The 18,910-nt window shown below is 67.8% G+C and carries 22 protein-coding genes and 1 pseudogene; 14 read left to right on the top strand and 9 right to left on the bottom strand.

Translation table 11 applies throughout. The features are described 5' to 3' along the window. Positions 1-24 precede the first annotated feature (24 nt). Together ABMA10_RS14490 and ABMA10_RS14485 are read left to right on the top strand one after the other, a co-directional pair. On the top strand, positions 25-1,056 hold the full coding sequence (locus ABMA10_RS14490) for a 4-hydroxy-3-methylbut-2-enyl diphosphate reductase (protein WP_347870573.1): 1,032 nt from the start codon (positions 25-27) through the stop codon (positions 1,054-1,056). After that, a complete protein-coding gene (locus ABMA10_RS14485) occupies positions 1,053-1,658 on the top strand; it encodes a DUF6264 family protein (RefSeq protein ID WP_347870540.1) in 606 nt (201 codons plus the stop codon). Before ABMA10_RS14490 ends, ABMA10_RS14485 begins: the two co-directional genes overlap by 4 nt. 69 nt (positions 1,659-1,727) lie before the next feature. Here the strand turns inward: ABMA10_RS14485 and fbaA are convergent, their stop codons facing one another. After that, positions 1,728-2,753: a class II fructose-bisphosphate aldolase gene (gene fbaA / locus ABMA10_RS14480; protein ID WP_347870539.1), complete on the bottom strand. Its 1,026-nt coding sequence runs from the start codon at positions 2,751-2,753 to the stop codon at positions 1,728-1,730. A gap of 85 nt (positions 2,754-2,838) precedes the next feature. On the opposite strand from fbaA, the gene ABMA10_RS14475 reads away from it, so the two are divergent. Beyond that, positions 2,839-3,834, top strand: coding sequence for a fructose-bisphosphatase class II (locus tag ABMA10_RS14475; RefSeq protein WP_431030647.1), 996 nt, complete (start codon positions 2,839-2,841; stop codon positions 3,832-3,834). A gap of 50 nt (positions 3,835-3,884) precedes the next feature. Next, complete coding sequence (gene glpX / locus ABMA10_RS14470; RefSeq protein ID WP_431030646.1) at positions 3,885-4,883, top strand: class II fructose-bisphosphatase; 999 nt, start codon at positions 3,885-3,887, stop codon at positions 4,881-4,883. Between the two features lie 70 nt (positions 4,884-4,953). On the opposite strand, the gene rmuC is transcribed toward glpX, so the two are convergent. Together rmuC and ABMA10_RS14460 are read right to left on the bottom strand one after the other, a co-directional pair. Beyond that, on the bottom strand, positions 4,954-6,342 hold the full coding sequence (gene rmuC, locus ABMA10_RS14465; protein WP_431030645.1) for a DNA recombination protein RmuC: 1,389 nt from the start codon (positions 6,340-6,342) through the stop codon (positions 4,954-4,956). Between the two features lie 50 nt (positions 6,343-6,392). Further along, a complete protein-coding gene (locus ABMA10_RS14460; protein WP_347870535.1) occupies positions 6,393-6,974 on the bottom strand; it encodes an exonuclease domain-containing protein in 582 nt (193 codons plus the stop codon). A 121-nt stretch (positions 6,975-7,095) separates the two neighbouring features. Here ABMA10_RS14460 and ychF point away from each other — a divergent pair, with 121 nt between their 5' ends. Then, entirely contained in the window at positions 7,096-8,169 is a 1,074-nt protein-coding gene (ychF, locus tag ABMA10_RS14455) for a redox-regulated ATPase YchF (RefSeq protein WP_347870534.1), read from the top strand. Positions 8,170-8,227: 58 nt separating this feature from the next. Here the strand turns inward: ychF and ABMA10_RS14450 are convergent, their stop codons facing one another. Next, positions 8,228-8,884 carry a hypothetical protein gene (locus tag ABMA10_RS14450; RefSeq protein ID WP_347870533.1) on the bottom strand — a complete coding sequence of 219 codons (657 nt, stop codon included), beginning with the start codon at positions 8,882-8,884 and terminating at the stop codon, positions 8,228-8,230. Positions 8,885-9,045: 161 nt separating this feature from the next. On the opposite strand from ABMA10_RS14450, the gene ABMA10_RS14445 reads away from it, so the two are divergent. The 3 genes from ABMA10_RS14445 to ABMA10_RS14435 all read left to right on the top strand — a co-directional run bounded on the left by ABMA10_RS14445 (position 9,046) and on the right by ABMA10_RS14435 (position 10,539). After that, a complete protein-coding gene (locus ABMA10_RS14445) occupies positions 9,046-9,498 on the top strand; it encodes a hypothetical protein (protein WP_431030644.1) in 453 nt (150 codons plus the stop codon). After that, positions 9,495-10,034 (top strand): hypothetical protein, encoded by a 540-nt coding sequence (locus tag ABMA10_RS14440; RefSeq protein ID WP_347870531.1) that lies wholly within the window; start codon positions 9,495-9,497, stop codon positions 10,032-10,034. The genes ABMA10_RS14445 and ABMA10_RS14440 overlap by 4 nt, the downstream gene beginning before the upstream one ends. 160 nt (positions 10,035-10,194) lie before the next feature. Next, positions 10,195-10,539, top strand: a complete 345-nt coding sequence (locus tag ABMA10_RS14435; protein WP_347870530.1) for a hypothetical protein — start codon at positions 10,195-10,197, stop codon at positions 10,537-10,539. Between the two features lie 88 nt (positions 10,540-10,627). Here ABMA10_RS14435 and ABMA10_RS14430 read toward each other — a convergent pair whose 3' ends face one another. Then, on the bottom strand, positions 10,628-11,152 hold the full coding sequence (locus ABMA10_RS14430; RefSeq protein WP_347870529.1) for a hypothetical protein: 525 nt from the start codon (positions 11,150-11,152) through the stop codon (positions 10,628-10,630). Between the two features lie 178 nt (positions 11,153-11,330). Between ABMA10_RS14430 and ABMA10_RS14425 the strand changes: the two are divergent. After that, positions 11,331-11,489, top strand: a pseudogene (locus ABMA10_RS14425) (DUF933 domain-containing protein); the annotation flags it as partial. A 41-nt stretch (positions 11,490-11,530) separates the two neighbouring features. Here the strand turns inward: ABMA10_RS14425 and ABMA10_RS14420 are convergent. Then, positions 11,531-12,712 (bottom strand): hypothetical protein, encoded by a 1,182-nt coding sequence (locus ABMA10_RS14420; RefSeq protein ID WP_347870528.1) that lies wholly within the window; start codon positions 12,710-12,712, stop codon positions 11,531-11,533. Positions 12,713-12,792: 80 nt separating this feature from the next. Between ABMA10_RS14420 and ABMA10_RS14415 the strand changes: the two genes are divergently transcribed. The 4 genes from ABMA10_RS14415 (at position 12,793) to ABMA10_RS14400 (ending at position 15,700) form a co-directional block, all read left to right on the top strand. Continuing rightward, complete coding sequence (locus tag ABMA10_RS14415; RefSeq protein ID WP_347870527.1) at positions 12,793-13,257, top strand: phage tail protein; 465 nt, start codon at positions 12,793-12,795, stop codon at positions 13,255-13,257. A gap of 57 nt (positions 13,258-13,314) precedes the next feature. Beyond that, complete coding sequence (locus ABMA10_RS14410) at positions 13,315-13,803, top strand: hypothetical protein (protein ID WP_431030643.1); 489 nt, start codon at positions 13,315-13,317, stop codon at positions 13,801-13,803. A gap of 66 nt (positions 13,804-13,869) precedes the next feature. Then, positions 13,870-14,457, top strand: coding sequence for a hypothetical protein (locus ABMA10_RS14405; RefSeq protein WP_347870525.1), 588 nt, complete (start codon positions 13,870-13,872; stop codon positions 14,455-14,457). 73 nt (positions 14,458-14,530) lie between these two features. After that, positions 14,531-15,700 carry a hypothetical protein gene (locus ABMA10_RS14400; protein ID WP_347870524.1) on the top strand — a complete coding sequence of 390 codons (1,170 nt, stop codon included), beginning with the start codon at positions 14,531-14,533 and terminating at the stop codon, positions 15,698-15,700. A 36-nt stretch (positions 15,701-15,736) separates the two neighbouring features. On the opposite strand, the gene ABMA10_RS14395 is transcribed toward ABMA10_RS14400, so the two are convergent. Then, the gene (locus ABMA10_RS14395; protein WP_347870523.1) at positions 15,737-16,084 is read right to left on the bottom strand and encodes a LysR family transcriptional regulator; all 348 of its coding nucleotides are present in this window, start codon (positions 16,082-16,084) and stop codon (positions 15,737-15,739) included. Between the two features lie 78 nt (positions 16,085-16,162). Between ABMA10_RS14395 and ABMA10_RS14390 the strand changes: the two genes are divergently transcribed. Further along, the gene (locus ABMA10_RS14390) at positions 16,163-17,821 is read left to right on the top strand and encodes an ABC-F family ATP-binding cassette domain-containing protein (RefSeq protein ID WP_347870522.1); all 1,659 of its coding nucleotides are present in this window, start codon (positions 16,163-16,165) and stop codon (positions 17,819-17,821) included. 46 nt (positions 17,822-17,867) lie between these two features. Here ABMA10_RS14390 and ABMA10_RS14385 read toward each other — a convergent pair whose 3' ends face one another. Both ABMA10_RS14385 and ABMA10_RS14380 read right to left on the bottom strand, forming a co-directional pair. Then, positions 17,868-18,437: a carboxymuconolactone decarboxylase family protein gene (locus ABMA10_RS14385; RefSeq protein ID WP_347870521.1), complete on the bottom strand. Its 570-nt coding sequence runs from the start codon at positions 18,435-18,437 to the stop codon at positions 17,868-17,870. Between the two features lie 143 nt (positions 18,438-18,580). Next, positions 18,581-18,796, bottom strand: a complete 216-nt coding sequence (locus ABMA10_RS14380) for a hypothetical protein (protein WP_347870520.1) — start codon at positions 18,794-18,796, stop codon at positions 18,581-18,583. Positions 18,797-18,910 lie beyond the last annotated feature (114 nt).

Below are 18,910 nucleotides of genomic sequence, written 5' to 3'. Positions count from 1 at the left end.
GACGCCCCCGCCATCGGCCTCGGCATGCCGAGGCTCCGCCGTCTTGCCGGACGCCTCGCCGACCTCCCCGTCACGGGGGAGAAGCGAGTGCTGCTCGCGGCACCTCGTGGGTATTGTGCCGGCGTGGACCGTGCGGTCGTCGCAGTGGAGAAGGCGCTCGAACACTATGGGGCGCCCGTCTACGTGCGCAAGCAGATCGTGCACAACGTGCACGTCGTCACCCAGCTCGAGTCCCTCGGGGCGGTCTTCGTCGAGGAAGTCGACGAAGTGCCCTCGGGCGCCCACATCGTGTTCAGCGCGCATGGTGTCTCACCGGCCGTCGTCGACGCTGCGGCCGACAGAGGCCTGCTCGCCATCGACGCGACGTGCCCCCTCGTCACCAAAGTGCACCGTGAGGCCGTCCGCTTCGCCCGAGACGACTACGAGATCCTGCTCATCGGCCATGAGGGCCACGAGGAGGTCGAGGGAACTGCCGGGGAAGCACCTGACCACGTCACGCTCGTCACGAGCCCCGAAGCGGTCGCCGACCTCGTCGTCGCCGACCCGGAGAAGGTCGTCTGGCTCTCGCAGACCACGCTGTCCGTCGACGAGACGATGGAGACCGTCCGACTCCTGCGCGAGCGCTTCCCGAAGCTCCAGGACCCGCCGAGCGACGACATCTGCTACGCCACCCAGAACCGCCAGGTCGCGATCAAGAAGGTCGCACAGGACGCCGACCTCGTGATCGTCGTCGGATCGGCGAACTCGTCGAACTCGGTGCGATTGGTGGAGGTCGCCCTCGAATACGGCGCCAAGGCAGCGCACCGCGTCGACTACGCGCATGAGATCGAGCAGGCCTGGCTCGACGGCGTCGCCACCGTCGGCGTGACGAGCGGCGCGTCCGTGCCCGAGGTGCTCGTGGACGAGGTCCTCGAGGAGCTCGCCGGCGCCGGTTACGGCACGGTGCAGGAAGTCAAGACGGCCGAGGAGGACCTCATGTTCTCCCTGCCGAAGGAGCTGCGCAAGGATCTTGCCGGCACGACAGATCCGCGCGCTCTAGGAGGGCGCCGACCATGAGCGAACCCCGCCCCCGCCCGCAGTTCGGCGAGTACGCGTCACCCGAGGAGCAGCGGGCCCGTATCGCAGAGCCCGTCGACGAGCAGCGCGCGGAGGAGCTCGGCATCGCGCCGGTCGTACCGATCGACGCGAAGCCGGAGCCCACCCTGCGCGAGCAGACCCGGCAGGCTCCTCAGCCTCCCGCACCAGACGGCTCGTCCTCACCGGTGGCACTGCCGCCCGGAGGACGCCGCCCGGTCACCGGAGACCGCCTCGCGACCTCGATCCTGCTCGGCCTCGGACTGATCGGGCTCATCGTCACGATGCCGAACCTGCTCGATCTGCCCGGGCTCATCCGACCGGCGCTCGTCCAGCTCGGCGTCTCGGGGTATTCGTCCGACGGCCTCGCGAGCGCCATGGGCATCCTGGCGCTCGGGCTGCAGATCGCGATCTGGATCGCAGCCGTCCTTCTCTCGAGCCGGTCGCTCCGGGCCGGCCGCCTGACGTTCTGGATCCCGCTCGTCGCCGGCGTCGTCGCGAACATCGTGGTCGTGATCTGTCTCGCGATCGCAATGGGTACCGATCCGGCGTTCATCGAGTTCGTCCGCGCGCAACAGCCGTAGGTCGCACCGCGCAGCGCGGATACACAGAACGGGGCCGGCATCACTGCCGGCCCCGTTCTGTGATTGCGACTAGGAGGTGCTGGTGCCGTACGAACCGAGCTGCTTCGTCGACTCGAGTACGCGAGCAGCCATCGCCGACTCGGCGACCTTGCCCCAGGCGCGAGGGTCGTAGACCTTCTTGTTGCCGACTTCGTCGTCGAGCTTGAGGACACCCTCGTAGTTGCTCAGCATGTAGCCCGCGATCGAGCGGGTGAACGCGTACTGCGTGTCGGTGTCGATGTTCATCTTCACGACACCGTTCGCAACGGCTTCCGAGATCTCGGCGTCGGTCGAGCCCGATCCGCCATGGAAGACGAGGTCGAGGGGCTTCGGGCCGTGGCCGTACTTGGCGGCGAGGCCGTCCTGGATGGTCTTCAGGAGCTCCGGCTGCAGCTTGACGTTGCCCGGCTTGTACACGCCGTGCACATTGCCGAAGGTGAGTGCGGCCATGTAGCGCCCCTGCTCGCCGAGGCCGAGGGCCTCGATCGTCGCGATCGCATCGTCGAGCGTGGTGTAGAGGTGTTCGTTGATGTCGTGACTGACGCCGTCCTCCTCGCCACCGACGACGCCGATCTCGACCTCGAGGATCGCGTTGATTGCCTTCGTGCGCTTGAGCATCTGCTCGGCGATCTCGAGGTTCTCCGTGAGCGGCACTGCAGAGCCGTCCCACATGTGCGACTGGAAGATCGGGTTGCGGCCGGCCTTCACCTCTTCTTCGGAGGCGGCGATGAGCGGCATGACGAAGCCGTCGAGCGCGTCCTTCGGGCAGTGGTCGGTGTGCAGCGCGACGGTGACCGGGTAGTTCTTCGCGACCTCGGTGGCGAACTTCGCGAACGCGATCGCGCCGGCAGCGCGGTTCTTCACGGTGTGGCCGGCGAAGTAGTCGGCGCCACCCGTGGTGACCTGGATGATGCCGTCGGAGCCGGCCTCGGTCAAGCCCTGGAGGACGGAGTTGATGGTCTGGCTGCTCGAGACGTTGAACGCGGGGTACGCGAACCCGTTCGACTTCGCCTTGTCGAGCATCGCTGCGTACTGTTCCGGGGTGGCGACGGGCATGTCTTCTCCTTGCGTGGGGACGATTCGCCTCAAAGTCTAGTGAATCGCACCAGGCGGCATGGGGCACGATGGGGAGATGCTCAAGATGTCGAAGCGCACCCCGGACGCCGCCCTCCTCGAAGGCTTCCTCGACGCGACCCGGGCTGCCGCAGCCTCGGTCGCGTCGCTCGTGGGCGGCGGAGACGGTCTGCGCATCGACGGCGTCGCGGTCGATGCGCTCCGCAGTGCGCTCGAGGACCTCGCCGTCGACGGCCTCGTCGTCGTGGGGGAGGGCGAGAAGGACCAGGCGCCGATGCTGTTCGTCGGCGAACGCTTCGGCACGGGTTCCGGACCCGCGATCGACCTCGCTGTCGACCCGGTCGACGGAACGAAACTCGCGGCCACCGGCCGCCCGGATTCCGTCGCGGTCATCGCGGTCGCCCCGCGCGGGGCCATGTTCGACATCGGTCCGGCCTACTACCTCGAGAAGCTGGTCAGCGCACGGGCGGGTGCCGGACTGTCGCTCGCCGACCCTGTCGCGGTCACGCTGACGACGCTCGCCAGTCGGCTCGGACGTCCCGTCGAGGAGCTGCGCGTCGCGGTGCAGGAACGCCCACGGAACGAGCAGTACGCGCGGGCGGTCGTCGCCGCAGGGGCCCGGCTCGTGAGTTTCGCGGATGGGGACGTCGCGCTCTCCCTCCGTGCGGCAGCGTCCGACGGCGACCTCGACCTGCTGCTCGGCATCGGCGGTGCGCCGGAGGGCATCCTGACGGCCGCGGCAGTCCGCGCGCTCGACGGCTGGATGGCAGTCAGGTTCGCGCCGCAGTCTGCCCAGGAACGCACCCGCTTGATCGACGACCACGTCAACCTCGAACGTGAATTCACCCTCGGCGAGCTCTGCCGGAAGAATGCCTGGCTGATCCTCAGCGCCGTCACCTCGACTGCGCTCGCCGCCGGGCACGAGCTCGCCGGAGTCCGCGCCGATGACGACGGCTCGATCGTCGTCGAGTCCGTCGTGGTCGGTCCAGGCAGCCCGCTCACGAGATCACGGAAGCGCCTCGATCCGCAATCGTCACCGGGCGTTCCCGGCCCGGTTCGGTAGGCTGAAACCCTCACCCACCGAAGCGTCGTGTCCCACGAGGCGAGCGATCCATGGAGGATCCAGTGACCCAGCCTGAAACCGGCTCCCACTATCTGCAGCCCGACCGCAACCTCGCCATGGAGCTGGTGCGAGCGACGGAGGCAGCGGCCATCCGAGCAGCGCCGTTCATCGGACGGGGTGACAAGAACGCCGCCGACGGCGCCGCAGTGGACGCGATGCGCGCCTTCCTCGGCACGGTCAACTTCGACGGTGTCGTCGTCATCGGCGAGGGCGAGAAGGATGAAGCGCCCATGCTGTTCAACGGTGAGCACGTCGGCAACGGTCGCGGCCCGTCCTGCGACATCGCCGTCGACCCGATCGACGGCACGAGCCTCACAGCCGCCGGCCGCCAGAACGCGCTCTCCGTCATCGCCGTCTCCGACCGCGGCAGCATGTTCGACCCCTCCGCCGTCTTCTACATGGACAAGATCGTCACGGGTGCCGACGGCATCGGCGTCGTCGACATCAGCCAGTCCATCGGCGACAACATCCGCGAACTCGCGAAGGCGAAGGGCAAGCTCCCCGAGGACATCCGTGTCGCCGTCCTCGACCGCCCGCGTCACGCCCAGCTGATCGAGGAGATCCGCGAGGCCGGAGCAGGCACCCGCTTGCTGCTCGACGGCGATGTCGCCGGTGGCATCAACGCCGCCCGCTACGACTCGCGCATCGACATGTGCGTCGGCGTCGGCGGAACACCCGAGGGCATCATCACGGCGTGTGCTGTGAAGGCACTCGGTGGGTTCATCCAGGGCAAGCTCATGCCGAAGGACGACGAGGAGCGCGCCCGCGCGATCGCTGCCGGGCACGACCTCGACCGCGTGCTGGGCGCGAACGGCCTCGTGCGCGGCGACAACACGTACTTCGTTGCGACCGGTGTCACGCACGGCGAACTCGTCGACGGCGTGCAGCGCAAGGGCCCGATCATCCGCACCGAGAGCCTCGTGCTGCGCTCGCGTTCGGGCACCATCCGTCGGGTGGTCGCAGACCACCTCGCAGAGAAGTGGCTCTAGCCACTCCTCGAACGACGACGCGCCCGGCTCCGTGAGGAACCGGGCGCGTCGTCGTTGCAGCGCGGGGTGGTCAGTCGTGCAACCTGTGCGACAGGCGTTCCTCGAGCTCGCTCGGCTCGGCAGCGGGAACGTCGGGCGCGGGTTGTGCCTCCGGAGCCGTGAGACGCTTCGGTGAGGCATCGCTCTGGGCGAGCTGACCGATGACCGTCGCCTCATCGAGGGCGTCGAGCTTCCGGGCGGTGACGAGGACCCGTGTCTCGAAGGAGGACGCGAACTGGTTGTAGTTCGTGACGGTGCTCTCGATCGATCGGCGCAGGCGGTCGGCGTGGTCGGAGAGCGTCGACAGGCGCTGGTAGAGCTCTTTGCCGAGGTCGAACAGTCGCTTCGCGTCTTCGGTGAGGACATCTTGTTGCCAGGTGAACGCGACCGTCCTGAGGACCGCCCACAGGTTGACGGGCGAGGCGAGCGCGACCCGCTTGCCGAAGGCGTAGTCGAGCAGGCTCGGGTCGGCTTCGAGCGCCGCCGCAAGCAGGGATTCGCTCGGGATGAAGCAGATGACGAACTCCGGGCTGGACTTGAGTCCTCGCCAGTAGCCCTTCGCGGCGAGCGCATCCACGTGCGATCGCACCGCCTTGACATGCTGGCCGAGGAGCGCGGTGCGCCGTGCGGCTTCCTCGCCCGTCGCCGTGACCGGGATCGTGCTGGCTTCGAGGTACTGCGCGAACGGCACCTTCGCGTCGACCGCGATCGACTTCCCGCCCGGCAGCCGCACGATCATGTCCGGGCGACCGGTCCCGGCGTCCGAGGTGATGCTCGACTGCACGTCGAAGTCGACTCGCTGCGTGAGCCCGGCCGCTTCGACGACGTTGCGGAGTTGGGTCTCGCCCCAGACGCCGCGGGTGGCGTTGTTGCGGAGGGCGGACGCGAGCGACTCCGTGGTCGACCGTAGACGTTCCTCCGACTCGGACGCGGTCTTGAGCTGCTGAGCGAGCTCGCCGTGCTGACGGCTGCGCTGCTGCTCGAGCTCGGTGACCTTCGCCTGCATGTGCTCGAGGCTGTGCTGGACCGGGGCGAGCGCCTGGAGGACGAGGCTCTCGTCCTGTTCGTGGCGGGTGCGGGCGTTCGCGTCCGCCCGCTGGCGTTCGACGAGTTCGCGGTACTGGGCGCGTTGCGCGCCGAGCTCCCGGTTCAGGCCGTCCGCCGTGGCATCGAGTGCGGCGAGTTCGGCTCGGAGGGTCGCACGGAGTTCGGCCTCCTTGGCCGCTGCGTCGGCGAGGAGCTGCGACTGCTGGCCGCGGAGTTCGGCGAGCTGCGCGGCGTGCCGTGCTTCGAGGAGCGCGGGTTCGGGGCCGCCCTGCAACGCGGAGGCGCCCGTGCGTCGGACGAGGATGATCGCGACGGCCGCACCGATGGCGAGACCGATGAGGAGGCCGACTCCGAGGGCGATTGCGCTGTCCATGGCCTCAGTGTGACCTGGACCGCCGACATCGAGCGGAGGCCGCGCGGGCCTCAGGCGGCGACGGTCGTCCCGATGCGGCCGATCTTCACACTCGTCAGTTGAGCGAGTTCGGCGATGGACGATGCGCCGATGCGTGCTGCCGAGTCGATGATGATGTGTGCAGAAGCCTCGGCGTCGCCGGTGGCCTCGTGGTGCTGGAAGTCGTCGAAACCTGCCGCCAGAGCTGCCACCGGCAGCCGGTAGGAGTCGAGCTGGTAGGTCTTCCGGGCGACGTTGAGGCTGCACAGGTAGGTGATGTCGGGGCAGTCGAGACCGGTTGCCGCACAACCACCACGGATGACCCCCATGTCGAAGCCCGCATTGTGCGCGACGAGTGCGTCGCCCTGGGTGAAGTCCAGCAGCGCGCCCAGTTGATCAGCCCATCCCGCCGCCCCGATCACGTCGTCGGCGATGATGCCGTGGATGCGGGTGTTCCATTCGAGGAACGCGTCGTGCCCGGCCGGCGGGCGGATGAGCCACCCGGTGCGGTCCACGACGATGCCGTCGCGGACTCTGACGAGCCCGACGCTGCACGCTGAGGCGGAGGACGAGTTCGCGGTCTCGAAGTCGATGGCGGTGAAATCCAGTGGCACGTCCTCACCCTCGCACCATCGTCCGACACCGGTCGTGTGGCACGCCGCTCGAACGGCGATCAGGGGCCTGAGCAGGCAGGCGCGCCCCACGGAGGCGCGCGGCCAAGTACGATAGACCCTCGTGGCTCTTACTCTCGGCATCGTCGGTCTGCCCAACGTCGGCAAGTCAACCCTGTTCAACGCGCTCACGCGCAACAACGTGCTCGCAGCGAACTATCCGTTCGCGACGATCGAGCCGAACGTCGGCGTGGTCGAACTGCCCGATGCGCGTCTCGGCAAGCTCGCCGAGATCTTCGGCAGCGAGCGCATCCTCCCCGCAGCGGTGTCGTTCGTCGACATCGCCGGCATCGTGAAGGGCGCGAGCGAGGGTGAGGGGCTCGGCAACAAGTTCCTCGCGAACATCCGCGAGGCCGACGCCATCGCGCAGGTGGTCCGCGGCTTCGCCGACCCCGACGTCGTGCACGTCGATGGCGACGTGAACCCGGCCTCCGACATGGAGACCATCAACACCGAGCTGATCCTCGCCGACCTCGAGACGCTCGAGAAGGCGATCACGCGGTTCGAGAAGGAGGTCAAGGGCAAGAAGCTCGACCCCTCCGTGCTCACCGCGGCGAAAGAGGCGCAGGAGGCGTTGAACGCCGGGACGCCGCTCTCTGCGACGAAGATCGACCTCGCCCCGATCAAGGAGCTCGGCCTCCTGACGGCCAAGCCGTTCATCTACGTCTTCAACGTCGATGAGGACGTGTTGCAGGATGAGGGCAAGCTCGACGAGCTCGCAGCGCTCGTGGCTCCCGCCAAGGCGGTCTTCCTCGATGCGAAGCTCGAGTCGGAGCTCGTCGACCTCGACGAGGACGACGCCCGCGAGATGCTCGAGTCGACCGGCCAGACCGAGTCCGGTCTCGACCAGCTCGCCCGCATCGGTTTCGCGACGCTCGGGCTGCAGACCTATCTCACGGCCGGCCCCAAGGAGTCGCGTGCCTGGACGATCCCACAGGGTGCCAAGGCGCCTCAGGCGGCTGGCGTCATCCACACGGACTTCGAGAAGGGCTTCATCAAGGCCGAGGTCATCTCCTTCGAAGACCTCGTCGAGACGGGTTCCGTGGCCGAGGCTCGCTCCAAGGGCAAGGCCCGCATGGAGGGCAAGGAATACGTCATGCAGGACGGCGACGTCGTGGAGTTCCGCTTCAACGTGTGATCGTTGCACCGCATTGCCGGCGCTCTGCGAAGCCCTGATCGCTCGGGGCGGACCCGGATCACGCCTGGAGGAACTGGGCGACGGGCTCGGCGTTGTAGAAGTCGATGAGCGAGTGACCGAGGTCGCGTTCCGTCCGCTTCGGGTCAGCGCCGTGCGCGCGGAGCAGCGCGAAGACGCGCGCAAGGTCGGCGACGAGTTCCGGGTTCAGAGGCCTTGGGTCGACCCAGTCCGGATCGATGTAACGACGCTTCGGCAGGAGGTCGCGCGCATTCAACACGGCTCGTCCGAGCGATGAATTGCCGTACGAGTCGAGGACCTGGACGTCGGCTCCGGACTGGAGGAGGTGTCGGAGCGCTTCGTACGCGGCGTCCGCCCGTTCGGCGGTGCTGGCGAGCTGCCATGGATCGTCCGGACGGCGGGTCGGTCGTAGCCAGCGCGAGCGCATCACGGCAGCCGTGATGGCATGGTGCAGGACCGGTATGGCCCACGGCTCCCGGTTGTGGTGTTCGATGAAGTCCGGGTCAGCGCCGTGAGCCAGCAGGAGCGCGGCGATCTCGAACTCACCGTGGCGGTAGGCGACTTGCAGCGGGGATTGCCCGGCGTAATTCTTCGGAGCGGCCCCAGCGATGGTGTCGACCGCTCCGGTTGTGCTCGCGAGCCGCTCGCGGACCGCTCCGATGTCGCCTTCGATGATCTCTGTGAATATGCGCCGCATGCCGATTCCATCCCCCGAAAGCCCGTGCTGTGTGCTCGAGCCGAGCGTAGCGGACTCCCTGCAGCGTGCTGAGTCCGGGACGACCAGGGCGGATAGTGTGGTGCGCGATGGTTGTCCATTTCCATGCGATGCGGGGGTATCCGATGATCCAGGGTGACGTCTTGGCGTTTCTGAACGTGCTCGGCGTGCGGGAGGGCGACCCGCGCCTGGAGCAGGTGATCGCATTCGTCGGCGGAGACGTCACGACCGAGATCTTCGATGAGGACGAGGGGGAGGCCACGTACCTCCTGATGCCGGAGAGCGGCGTGGAGTTCCTCCTCGACGGCGGTGAGCTCAGCTCGGTGTTCTTCCACGCCCAAGCGAGCGCTGAGAACGCCGTCTACCGCGGCTGGTCGGCGCTCATCGAGGGGCTGGATCCTGCAGCGTCACCTGATGAGGTTCGGCGCGCGCTCGGGGCTCCGATCCGGTCGACCGAGAAGTATCTCCTGTACCGCGCCGGCTCTGGGTTCGTGAACCTCAATTTCGTCGGCGACGCACTCCGTATGGCCGTCGTCATGCGGCGGGACATCGTCGGCGAGGCAGCCGTCGCCGGCCCGGGCACACCGGCGTCGTGACCGCCGTCGCAGAGTTCGCGGTCAGCGCGAACGGGCTGTCCGTCCTGCGATCCCTGGAGCAGCTACCCGGCGGAAAGCCGACGTGGTCGGATCTCGGCGTCGTCGTCATCGACCGGAGCACGCACGCGATCGTGCCGCTCGCAAGGGCCCCGATCGGCGCGGAGGATGCGACGGACGAGCGGTTCCTGGAGGTCAAGCGTCGGATGACGATGGACGGCGTCCACTTCTACGGCGGCGACGGCTTCCACGCGGAGACCATACTCACCGCAGACGAAGGGTACGGACGACGGCTCGCCGTCGCAGGGCCGGAGGTCGTCGGACGGCCGATCGCTTGGACCGTGCGCGAGTGGTCCGCAGTCCTCGTCCACGCGATCCACCGCGACCTCGGATACGCATCCCTGGCGTTCCACCTGGTACCGCGGGACTGGGCCTGGTACGTCCCGAAGAACAGCGGTACCAAGCGCGAGGCCTCTCGCCACCGCCGACTCGTCCGGGAGTGCGGCGAAGCCGACGCGAGCTGGTCGTGGGTGCCGTGAGCGGACTGCGCGGCCTCGACATGGACCTGGGGAGGGATGCGAACTCAGCGTTCGGCTCCGCTTCCAGGGTGGATGGCGGCTTGCTGCCGTACGAAGGGCGCTCCCTGATGTTCGGGGCGACCGGGTTGCCCGCAGCCGTCTTCACCACGACCCACGACGGGTGGCTGTCGACGAACGCCCGATCCTCGTTCGCGGAGCGGCGAGGATCCTGCCGCTGGCGTGGCGAGGCAGCCTGAGTGGAGCGGGCGTCAGCTCAGCGGAGATCACCGAGTTCGCGTCACGGATGCAGAACGCCGCGATGCACTGGGCCGGCCCCTGGCGCGTGGTCGACCTGCGGGAGGACCGCGCTGACCGCATCGGCTCCTATACATCGGCGCTGCGTGTCGCGGGAGCGACGCACGTGGACAGCTGGAGGTACTCGGACACGGTCGGCCTGGCGCTCGTGTGGGCCGGCGATGTCGCACTGTTCGAGAGTCGCGTCACGGACGTTCCCGCGCAGGAGTGAGCGGAGGGATCATCGACGATGGGAACGGGCCACCTCTTGTCGGTCAGCTCCAGAGAGCCTGGTGCGATGTCCTCCCTCGAACATCCGATCAGACGGCGGTCGGTGCGATCTTCGTGAGCGTTCCACCGATGCGGACCCACCGATTTCCGTGGGCATCGGTGAAGTACAGCTCCTTCACGATCCAGTGAGAGTTCTTCATGATCGGACGAACCGTACCGTCGATGGACTCCCGGGGCTCCGGGAACGACCAATTGAACTTGGCGTCGGCGTTTGCAACATAGTCTCCGGGGGGAAGCAGGGACAGCTTCAGCGGTGCCTGCAATTCGGCCGGCAGATTCTGCTTCCGGGCGTAGGTGCTCCGGACCTCGACGTCGAACACTGGGGCGTCCGAGCTGTTGTGCAGGAGGATGCCGCCCACGTCCGTGGCGAGTGAGTAGACGCACCAGGCAGCGATTCCGCTGGCCTGCTCCTTCTCGGCCCTCTGGCCGCTCTCGAAATCTCGTGCCGCCTCGATCTGATAGAGATTCCTGGACACACGCGCCGCCCAGATGGCGGCGACCAAGGCACCGACGGCAGCCGCCGCGGTCAGTATTTCGGCCACGGTCACGAGCATCTGGTCTCCTTCAGCTTCGCGGACTCCGTTCGCGGTGCCACAGCGGATATCCTGCCGTCAGACACGGCGTAAAAGCAACTCGACCGACTTATTCGTCGACTGGTGTTTTCGCCCACAACACGGGTCGCCGGAGGAGTCCTCGCAAGCGCCTGTCGTCTGCCGCGCATCTGCGGCACTCTTCGAGAAGGGCTTCATCAAGGCGGAGGTCATCTCGTTCGACGACCTCGTCGAGACGGGATCCGTCGCCGAGGCACACTCCAAGGGCATGGCCCGCGTGGACGGCACGGAATACGTCATGCAGGACGGCGACGTCGTGGAGGTCCGCTTCAACGTGTAGCACTCGGCTGCCGCGCGACGCTCCGGTGGGTGAAGCGGCCCTCAGCCTCGGCTGCGCTCCGCAAGCCACGTCCGGTTGCTGATCGCTCGGGCGACAGCATCCCGGTACTGCTTCGCGTCGCTGCCACGATAGAGGTTTCGCTGGAAGTACGCGGACTCCTCGCGGTACGGTGCGCTGTTGTGGATCTGCGTGGCGAGGTCGGACAGCGCGTTGTGGCCATCCGTGCGGTAGCGCTCGCGCTCAGCGTCGTCGAGTCGGATCAGTGCCGAGCTGTCGACGATGGCGCTGTAGCTGTAGCGGGCTTCGAGATAGAGGACGCCCTCCTGCTCCACGAGGAACCACGACTCGGGTTCGTGGTCGACGTAGTGCATCCCCGCACGGTCCGCGGCGATGCGGTCCGCATCACCCCAGAGCTCGACGGGTGGGATCGGTTCGACCGGGCGTCGCGTAGCGTCGTTCAGGACGGTGTACTCGACGGTGGGGGAGGAGTCCCGGTGGAGGGTGAAGCAGATGATCCGCCGACAGGCCGAACACGTCAGCTGGGTTTCGACGCGCCGCATCAGTCGCGAGGCGAACAGCGGCTGCACGTCGGCGAGCCTGACGCGGTGGACGTCTTCCGAGAGCACCCCTGCCGCGAGCCCCGTGGACAGCGCCTCGACGGTGCCGCGCACGTCCACTCCCGTCGCCTGTCCGGCCGGGCGGACGAGCAGATCACTGCAGACGGGGCAGTCGTCGTCCTCAGGGCGACAGGCGAGACCCGGCTGGTCGATCGTGATCGTCACGCCGAGGAAGTTCCCGGGATCGTTCCAGCCGCGGCCGTCTCGGAAGTCGGCGCGAGCGTACCCGCCGCCAAGCTCGAAGTACGGGGCGGTCCCGGCGAATCGAGGGCGCTCGCCCAAGCCGACCGCGAGGTCGTCGAGCGTCGTCTGTTCATCGAGGCTCCCGACCCAGTCCGAGCCGTCCCGCAGGCCGGACGTGCCGTGAGCTGGCGCGGTGCGGAACGACACGGCCACGATCGCGTCATCGTGGAGGATGACGTCAGTCTGTGAGCTGAACCGCAGTCGCCGGGAGACGGTGGCCGGTTCGCCCACCAAGCGCTCCTCGACCGCGACCGGGTCGCCGTCGAACGCCTCCATCAGGCGTCGTGCAGCTGGGTCGGATTCGGACAGGCTCAGCGCATCGACGGCCAGTGGCAACCGGCTGTCCGCGGTCCAGTGTTCCATCGTCCAAGTATGAAGGTGCTCTGACGCGCGACACGCATTTCGCCGTACAGTCGGATGGGTCGGGAACCGAGGAGGAACCAATGTCGTACGTCGTCGATTTCGTCACTGTGTCGGAGGTCAGGCTCGAGTCGTCGCCGGTGGCTGCGGCGCTCGCCGGACTGCGGGCCAACGAGGCCCGCTATTTCAAGAACAAATACGACCACGTCTTCACGGTCAGCCCCGCGAGCGAGGTGCCGGAGATCATCGAACGGGTGCACCGCATCCTGCAGGACGAGCGCAGCCTCACGATCGAATCCCCACCGCTCGAAGCCACCAGGTTCGAGGTGGAGGGCATCGACATGTCCTACGTGTTCTACGAGTCGGGACTCTCCATCAACGTCATGTACACGGTCGAGGACGGTGGGAAGCGCGCAGTCGGGTTCAAGCTCTCCGACGGTATGGACGTGCCGGCCGAACTCGAGTCGAGGTTCAAGTTCGCTCGTCAGAAGTCGAAACTCGCCGGCACGATCCGCGGATCCTACTTCGTGATCAAGGGCGAGTACTGACGATCGACCCTCGGAACTCGAACCCTCACCGGCTGTTCGCGCGTCTGCACCGCGGTCATGGCTATGCTGGGCGACCATGACCATGATGACGGCCTGCGGCAGGTCCGAACGATGATCCAGGGCGATGTCTCCGAGTTCCTGAGCGCCCTCGGTGCTCGCGAGGACGACGCGCGGTTGCGGCGCGCCCTGGACTTCGTCGGTGGCGTGCACGAGGTCGACGTCTTCGACGATGACGACGAAGTGGCGACCTACCTCGTCGTTCCGGATCGGGGAGTGGACTTCCTGCTCGTCGACGGGGTGCTCAGCACCGTCTTCATCTACGCCACGGTGAACAGTGAACACGCCGCCTACGGCGCTTGGCCGAGCCTCGTGCACGGTGTCACCGCAACCGACGAGCGCGACGATGTCGTGCGGGCGCTCGGCGAACCGAAGCGGTCGGCCGCCGGATACCTCCTCTATGAGACGGATCAGGGCTTCCTGCAGTTCGACTTCGAAGGTGAGACGCTGACCATGGCGGTCGTCATGGCCCGGGACGTCGGCGCGTGAGCAGCCGGTTCCCGGCGGGCGGCCGAGCATCACGACACCAGACCGCGACTCGGAAGCGGGCCAAGGATGGGCGATGACGCTGCAGGCTTCGTGCAGGTGTCGGACGGCGTGCAGATTCTCACCGCCCTCGAGCGGTTCCTCGCGCGCCCGTCCGCCGTCGCGGAGACGTTCAGCTGGTCGGAATTCGGCCACCCGGTCATCGATCGCGGCGATGCCGCCATCTACCCGCTCGCTGTGGCATCCGTGGCCGAGGGTGGAGACGTCGACGCCGTGAGTGAGCTGGCCGAGATGGAGTACGGCCTGGCGCGCTACTGCGTCCACTTCTACGGCGGTGACGACTTCCACGCCGAGAACGAAGTGGACCTGGAAGACGGGTTCGGTCGGAATCTGCTCGCGTCGGGAGCGATCGTCCAGAGCGGTTCGAGCCTCAACTGGTGGGCGGTACGCAGCCGCGCGGCCGTGCTCGTGCGGTCCCACGACCCGGATCGTTCGATCCTGCGACTGGCCTTGCACGTCGTCCCGCGGGAGTGGCTGTCGGACATGCCACTGAACTCCGGCACCAAGCGCGAAGCATCGCGTCATCGTCGGATCGCCAAGCAGCGAGCGGCGAGCGATGTCGCCTGGTCGTGGCCGCTGCCGGATGAGGCCCGCTAGACGCACGCTCGAGGAGGCCGACCGCTAGCATCGGAACAGCGTCGCCCGAACGGCGCCCTGGGGGAGGTGGCCGGTGAGCGTCGATCTCGCGACCATGCTCGTCGTGTCCGTGATCGTGTGCGCCGGCTGCGGCATCTTCTACGCGCTCGACAGTGCCCGGACGCTCTCGGGCCGTCACATGGCGGCGTGGCTGTCTGGATTCGCTTCGACCCTCCTGTCCTCCGTGTGCTACCTCGCGGCGTCGTACATGGACGACGAGATCTGGGTCGTCGCGATCGCGAACGCGTCGATGGTGGCCGCCGTCGCAGCGGTCTGGGTGGGGTGTCGTCTGTTCAACGGGCGTGCATCGCTCGTGATCGTCGGGACATTCCTCGTCGGGGTGACGTTCACCGCAGCCATTCTGGATCCGACCGACGATCGCGAGTGGGCCGGATCGATCGCGAAGTTCCTCATCCTCATCCTGCTGTCGGTCCTCATCGTGCAGGAGGCGCGTCGTGGCCGTCTGCGCGTCGCCCCACCGGCGAAGGTGCTCGTCGTCGTGCTCGGGGTCCATGCCGCCTTCACCACGGTGCGCCTCGTCATCTTCGTGACGGTCGGGCACCAAGCGCCGATCTTCGATGAGGCGTTCAGCTCCGCGATCGTCACGAACATGAACCTCGTGTTCGTGGTCGCCGTGGCCGTCGGGCTCATCCTGCTGCGTTCGTGGGAGCGCAAGCAGCGCCTGGCATCGGACCGGCCCGGTGTCGCCTCGGTGAGTCGGAGGCACTTCGCCACGGCGGCGGCGCAACGTCGCGCCGCGACGCACACCGGTGACGTCTTCACGATCATCGACATCGCGATCGACGACTTCGCCGAGCTGCGTCGCGCGTACGGGATGGCGTCGGCCGGGGAACTGGAGGCGTTGCTCACGGAAGTGGTCCACCGGACGATCCCTGCCGTCTCGATCTGCTCGCGGGTCCGCAACGGCGGCATCCTCGTCGCGACCTGGGTCACGGGCGGCGGGTCGGCCCCCGCTGAGCTGGAGCGCATGGCCACACTGGTCGCACTCGGCTACCGGGAGGCGGTCGCCGGGCAGGTGACCGGTTTCGCCGGCGCAGCCAAGCTCGGCATCGCGCTCGAGGATGGTCCGGGACTCCCGCTCGACACCCTCATGACATCCGCGATGCGTGCCCGCGCACAGGCGGAGCAGCGAGGGGATTCGATGCGGCTCGTCGTGCCCGGCACCGAGACCACGGGGCGCTGACCTTCGACCCGTCCGCGGCGCCCTGGACGGGACGCCTCAGCGGCCCTGACGCTTCTTGTAGGGCAGCGGTTCGCCCTTGACCTTCGGGGCTCGGCCCTTGCCCTTGTTCGCCTTCGCCTTCCCGCCAGGTGCCGGTGCGGACTTCGCCGCAGCCTTGGCAGAGGCATCGAGCTGACGACGTGCATCGGCGAGGAACGCGAAGCCTGCGTCGGTGAGCTGCGTGGACTCGACATCGCGGGCGAACAGTTCTGCCCCGACGAGTTCCTCCAGCTTGCGGACATCGGCCACCACGGTGCTCCGCGGGAGGTCGAGCGCCTTGGCGGCCTTGGCGAAGTGGAGGGTCTCCGCAGAGGCGACGAAGGAGCGCAGCAGCTTGTGGTCCATGCCCCACAGCCTACGGGGCGCGACGTGACGGCCGGACCGCCGTCCTCGTCGCGGTCGCGCGGATGAGACGATTGCAGCATGACTGCAACACTCGTGGCCCAGGGCCTCGCCGGAGGCCACGGCCACCGCACGCTGTTCGACGGACTCGACCTGACGGTCGCCCCGGGCGATGTCATCGGCGTCGTCGGCGTCAACGGGGCTGGCAAGTCGACCCTGCTCCAGATCCTCGGTGGTGCGCTGGAGCCTCAGGCCGGCACCATCACACTGTCGCCTGCGGACGCCTTCGTCGGGGCATTGCCGCAGGAGCACGAGCGGGTCGCAGGCGAGAGCGTCGCCGCCTACATCGCCCGTCGCACCGGCTGTGCGAGCGCGACCGAGGCGATGGACAGCGCTGCCGCAGCGCTGGCCGAACCGGCCTCGGACGGGGAGGACCCGGCCGACGTCTATTCCGCGGCACTCGACCGCTGGTTGGCCAGCGGTGCCGCCGACCTCGACGACCGCATCCCCGCGGTCCTCGCGGACCTCGGGCTCGATCTCGACGCCGACACCGCGACGACGACCATGATGACATCCCTCTCCGGTGGTCAAGCAGCGCGCGTCGGGCTTGGCGCACTCCTGTTGTCCCGGTTCGACATCGTGCTCCTCGACGAGCCGACCAACGACCTGGACCTCGACGGTCTCGAACGACTCGAGCGCTTCGTGAAGGGCCTGCGCGGCGGCGTCGTCCTCGTGAGTCACGATCGCGAGTTCCTCGCCCGCTGCGTCACCCGCGTCCTGGAACTCGACCTTGCTCAGAACAGCAACCGTGTGTTCGGTGGCGGGTATGAGGCCTACCTGGAGGAGCGAGAGGTGGCCCGTCGGCACGCGCGCGACGCCTACGACGAGTTCGCGGACAAGAAGGCGGACCTCGTCGGACGTGCCCGCGTCCAGCGCGAGTGGTCCAGCCAAGGCGTGCGGAACGCGATGAAGAAGGCTCCGGACAACGACAAGATCCGACGGAAGGCCTCAGCAGAGTCGTCGGAGAAGCAGGCGCAGAAGGTCCGCCAGATGGAGAGCCGCATCGCCCGCCTCGACGAGGTCGAAGAGCCTCGCAAGGAGTGGCAGCTGCAGTTCACGATCGGCACGGCTCCGCGTTCGAGCACGGTCGTCTCGACGCTGTCCCAGGCGGTCGTGCGGCAGGGGGACTTCCAGTTGGGTCCGGTGTCGCTGCAGGTGAACGGCGGCGACCGCATCGGGATCACCGGCCCGAACGGTGCAGGGAAGTCGACGCTCCTCGCGACGTTGCTCGGCCGCAGGACGCCCGATGAGGGCACGGCGAGTCTCGGCTCCAGCGTCCGGATCGGTGAGATCGATCAGGCGCGATCCCTGCTCGTCGGGGCGGAACCGTTGGCGGACCGTTTCGAAGCGATCGTGCCTGAGCTCTCACCCGGTGAGGCGCGCACACTGCTCGCGAAGTTCGGGTTGAAGGCCGACCACGTGAGTCGGCCCGTCGACGAGCTGTCGCCGGGGGAGCGCACTCGCGCGGGCCTCGCCGTCCTGCAGGCGACCGGTGTCAACCTGCTCGTGCTCGACGAACCGACCAACCACCTCGACCTCGTGGCGATCGAACAACTGGAGGAGGCCCTGGAGAGCTACGAGGGCACGCTCCTGCTCGTCACGCACGACCGCCGCATGCTCGACACCGTACGGATCGAACGCCGTTGGGTGGTCGAGGGCGGCCTCGTCACCGAGCGGTAGCCATACCGTCGTTCCGGAGCGTGCAGCGGCGTACCGTCGACGCGCCTCACAGTCCGTGAAGGAGCGCGTCGCGGAGTGTGTCGCTGATGTCCGTCGGCGGCTCGACGTCGACCGCGAGAGCCTGGACCGCCCGGCTGTAGTAGTTGCGTGCGGCAGCCGCGAGCGTGACGTCGAGGATTTCGCGATCGGTGAAGCCGTGTTCGCGAAGGACGAGGCTGTCGGCGTCGGTCATCTGGTCCGAGTCCTCGCTCACGCGTTCCGCGAAGGCCATCATGGCGACTTCCGCCGGACTCAAGTCGGCATCTCGGTAGTCGGATGCGATTCGCACGAGTTGTGCCTCGTCGAACAGTGCGAGCGACCGTCGTCCATGCGCCAGACGGCAGTGTCTCGAGCGCGCGCCTCGCGCCGCAGCCAGTGTGACGAGCTCGTATCGGCGCTTGCCGAGGGGCCTGGCGATCGCTCCGATGAGCGCTTCCCACGCAGCGAACGCCTCGGGGTTGAGCGCCATCACCTTCGTGTGGGCGGCGACGAACCCCTGGTCGGCGATGTCATCGGTATAGAACGCCGCCGTGGTGCCGGTGGCGGAGGACTCCGGGATGGTGTGCAGGATCGCCATGATCGACCGCCTCACAGGACAGACCGCGGGCCGGGTGTCCGCGATTGTCACCCATCATCGCACTGCGAGCGGGTTCCGTCAGGGTTCATCCTGACGCGAGCGAGCCCGCCCGGTCCCCGGACGGGCTCGCTCGGCGATGCGCTTCAGTCGCGCAGCTGCTCCTTGTAGTCGTTCTTGGCCTCGGTGGACTCGCGTTCGGCTTCGGCCTTCTTCACGTCGGCTTCCGCCTGCTTGACCTTCGCGTCGGCCTTCGCCTCGTCGACCTTGTCGCCGATACGGTCCTTCGTGTCGTCCACGAACTCACCGATCTTCTTGCCGGTGGCCTCCGCGGCGTCCTTGGCGTTGTCCAGGAATCCCATGGTCAGCTCCGTCTCTGCGCCCGTCTCTCGGTCACCATTTCAGGATCCCGGGTGCGGGGCGGCCGCGGCAACACCTTGTGTTCCCAGGCGATTCTGGCTAGGTCTCGACCCGCG

It is taken from the genome of Plantibacter sp. RU18, assembly GCF_050613355.1.
In the GTDB taxonomy this organism is placed as follows: domain Bacteria; phylum Actinomycetota; class Actinomycetes; order Actinomycetales; family Microbacteriaceae; genus Plantibacter.
The sequence above is the reverse complement of the archived record's forward strand: the minus strand, read 5'-3'. Positions and strand labels throughout refer to the sequence as shown.